Annotated in this window: 4 protein-coding genes; all 4 read left to right on the forward strand. The window is 71.7% G+C overall.

All coding sequences use genetic code 11. From position 1 onward, the window contains the following. On the forward strand, positions 1-469 hold a 469-nt coding region (locus VB716_RS04495), incomplete at its 5' end, for a biliverdin-producing heme oxygenase (RefSeq protein ID WP_323269843.1). A 71-nt stretch (positions 470-540) separates the two neighbouring features. After that, positions 541-1,926, forward strand: coding sequence for an oxygen-independent coproporphyrinogen III oxidase (gene hemN, locus VB716_RS04500; protein ID WP_323269845.1), 1,386 nt, complete (start codon positions 541-543; stop codon positions 1,924-1,926). A 51-nt stretch (positions 1,927-1,977) separates the two neighbouring features. Further along, positions 1,978-2,529: a hypothetical protein gene (locus tag VB716_RS04505; RefSeq protein WP_323269846.1), complete on the forward strand. Its 552-nt coding sequence runs from the start codon at positions 1,978-1,980 to the stop codon at positions 2,527-2,529. 56 nt (positions 2,530-2,585) lie between these two features. Then, positions 2,586-3,278, forward strand: coding sequence for a DUF429 domain-containing protein (locus VB716_RS04510; RefSeq protein WP_323269848.1), 693 nt, complete (start codon positions 2,586-2,588; stop codon positions 3,276-3,278). Positions 3,279-3,468 lie beyond the last annotated feature (190 nt).

Below are 3,468 nucleotides of genomic sequence, written 5' to 3' on the forward strand. Positions count from 1 at the left end.
GATCGAGCGGCGGGGGCCGGCCCTGGCGGAGGCCCTCGGGGCCACGCTGCCCTGGGCTGATCTGGCTCGCAGCGCCGCCCTCGGCCATGACCTGGCCCAGCTGGAGGCTGCGGCCGTTCCCGCCACGTCTCCGTCTGCGGCCGCCAGCTCCTGGCTCGAGCAGCTCTCCACCCTCGCTGAGACCGCGCCCCACCGCTTCCTCGCCCATGTGTACGTGCGCTACGGCGGTGATCTCTCCGGCGGGCAGCAGCTCAGCGAGCAGGCCAATGCCATCCTGCGCCGCCACGGCCTGCCTGCCGTGGAGTTCTGGCAGTTCGACCGGCCCCTGAGTGAGCTCAAGCAGGGTCTCCACGACGGCTTCGAGCAGCTGCGGCTCAGCGAGTCCCAGGAGCAGGAGCTGCTGCAGGAAGCGGAGGACGCCTTCCTCGCCACCCAGCGCCTGCTGGCCGAACTGGGCGAGCTGGTCTGAGCGGAGCGCCGCTGTCCAGCCGTTCCCCATCCGCTCTCGCCGCACCCTTCGCTCCCCTAGCCCCCGATCTGATGACGTTCGCGCCATCCCGTTCCGTTTCTGCCGCCAAGCCCTCGGTTTCCACCCCGATTGCGCTGCTGCTCAAGTACGACAAGCCGGTGCCGCGTTACACCAGCTACCCCACCGCCGCCGCCTTCTCGGAGGCGGTGGGCGCCGCCGATCTGGCGGCCCAGCTGGCCAGGCCCGCCGCCGAGCCCCTCTCGCTGTATGTCCATGTGCCCTTCTGCCGCCATGCCTGCTGGTATTGCGGTTGCAACCGGGTCACCACCCAGGCCGGCTCCCGGGTGGTGGGCCCCTATCTGCAGGCGCTGGAGCGGGAGCTGCAGCTGATCGGGGCCGCCGCGGGCCAGCGGCGGCGGGTGGGGCAGCTGCACTGGGGCGGCGGCACCCCCAACTACCTCACGCCGGCGGAACAGGGGCAGCTGTGGGAGCTGCTGGATCAGCACTTCGATCTCGCCACCGATCTGGAGGCCTCGATCGAGGTGAATCCCGAGTTCCTCAGCCGTGACGAGCTGCTCGGCCTGCGCGGGCTCGGCTTCAATCGCATCAGCTTCGGCATCCAGGATGCCGATCCCGAGGTACAGAAGGCGGTCAATCGGGTGGTGCCCGTCGAGCAGCTCCGTCGGGCGATGGCCTGGATGCGGGAGGCCTCGTTCGAGAGCGTCAACGTGGATCTGATCTGCGGCCTGCCGCTGCAGACACCGGAGCGCTTCCGCACCACCCTGGAGCTGGTGCGGGAGCTGCGGCCCGATCGCATCTCCCTGTTCTCCTTCGCCTATCTGCCGCAGCAACTGCCCCTGCAGCGCAAGATCGCGGCCGAGGATCTGCCCAGCCAGCACCAGCGGCTGGCCATGCTGGAGTCCGCCAGCCAGCTGCTGGCCGCCGCCGGCTACGACGCCATCGGCATGGATCACTACGCCCTGGCGGGCGACAGCCTGGCGGTCGCGGCCCGCGAGGGCCGGCTGCACCGCAACTTCCAGGGCTACACCACCGGTGGTGAGCTCGATCTGCTGGGGGTGGGCCCCACGGCGATCAGCCAGTTCCCCCATCTGTTCAGCCAGAACCTGCGTGATCTGCGCGCCTACTACGCCGCGCTCGAGGCCGGTCGCCTGCCGGTGGAACGGGGCCTGGTGGTGCGCGATCCGGCGGTGCTGGAACGGCGCCGGCTGATTCAGGAGGTGATGTGCCGCTTCCGGGTTGCGCTGCCCCTGGAGGGTTTCGCGCAGGAGTGGCACGACCTTCAGGCCCTGGCCGCGGATGGCCTGGTGCAGCTGCAGCGCCAGGGCGATCAGGGCCTGGTCGAGGTCACGTCCCAGGGCCGCTGGCTGATCCGCTCGATCGCCGCGGTGTTCGATCCGGAGCAGCGCCGGCGTGCCAGCGGTTCTCGGCTGGTCTGACACCCGCGCGGCGGCCCGCCGTCAGGATGGCCTGGTCTGGCTGCCGGTGCGATGGCCCCTGCCTCCCCGTCAGCGCTGCCGGCCCTGGCAGCGCTGCCCTCCCTGGCGGATCTGGAACGCCGTGCCGCAGGCGGCGGCCTGCTTCTGCGCCTGCAGGTGTCCGACCGTCTGGGGATCCGGGGCCTGCGGGTTGTGGTGGCCCGCTCGCGGCCGCAGCAGCCTCCCCTGCTGCTGGGGGAGCTCAAGGGCTGGGCGCTCCCCACGACCGCGGGTCTGCAGCTCGACACCATGCGGGTGCAGGGACAGGACATCGCCACAGTGGGCCCCTTGATCTGGGCCGCCACCGGCGCCTGGGCCCTGGAGTGCACGCCCTGCCGCCAGGCGCGCCTGCTCGCCATCCGCGACGATCCGCGTCAGCACCGCCGCTTGGTGCGCTATTTCGAGCGACTTGGCTTCACGCCGCTGCGCGACCTCGGCGCCGGTCCGCTCGATCTTGCCCTGCGCCTGGTGTGGGGCGGGACGGGGTTGCTGATGCGCGGCGAGCTGGTGGAGGTGCTGCGGCGCAGCGTGCGGCGGCTGGAATGGATTGCCCCAGGGCCTTGAGGGCCGCGGCCAACAGCCGCGCGCCAGGATCGCCTCCCCAGCACGGACGGAACGGCATGCAGGGCTTGCGCGGGGTGGATGGCTGCCGGGCCGGCTGGCTGGCGGTGTCCTGCGAGGGACCGGGGGAGCCCGTCACCGCCCGGCTGTTCCCCTCCGCCCTTGAGCTGCTGGAGGGGCCGGGCTGGCACCTCACCGCCATCGACATCCCCATCGGTCTGCCCGAAGCCGGGCCCCGCCGCTGCGATCGCGAAGCCCGCCGCCTGCTGGGCCCCCGCCGCAGCAGTGTCTTTTCAGCGCCCCTGCGCGGCGTGCTGGCCGCCACCAGCTACCCGGAGGCCTGTGCCTTGTCCCAGGCGGCCCAGGGTTGCAAGCTCAGCAAGCAGGCGTTCCACATCCTCGCCAAGGTGCGCCAGGTGGACGCCTGGTTGCAGCGCGATCCAGGGCAGGCCCGCTGCCTGGTGGAGGTGCACCCGGAGCTGTGTTTCCGCGAGTGGAACGGTGGTGTGCCGATGCCGCACCCCAAGAGGAGCGCCGCCGGCGCCGCCGATCGCCTGGCCCTGGTGGAGCGGATTTTTCCGGGGGCGGCGGCCGCGATCCGCGCCCGTTTCCTGCGCCGCCAGGTGGCCGATGACGACATCCTCGATGCCCTGGCGGCCCTGTGGAGCGCCGCGCGCATCGAGGCCGGCACGGCCCTGCGCCTCGGCGGCGACCTCGACGGCACGGGCCTGCCGATGCAGATTCTGGCCTGAATCTGGTACAGATGAACTACTGTGAGTCGGTTCGGCTGGTTGCCGTGTCCGGATCCCGTCCCCGTTCCTGCTTGCCCGCTCCGCCATCCGCGCTGCCACCCGTTCCGCTGACCGTGCTGCACCCGCATCGCCACCCGCGCCGCCGCCGGAGCCGGCCGTTTCCGGGCCCTTGCGCTGGATCTTATACACA

Source organism: Synechococcus sp. CCY9201 (assembly GCF_034931105.1).
Lineage (GTDB): Bacteria > Cyanobacteriota > Cyanobacteriia > PCC-6307 > Cyanobiaceae > CBW1002.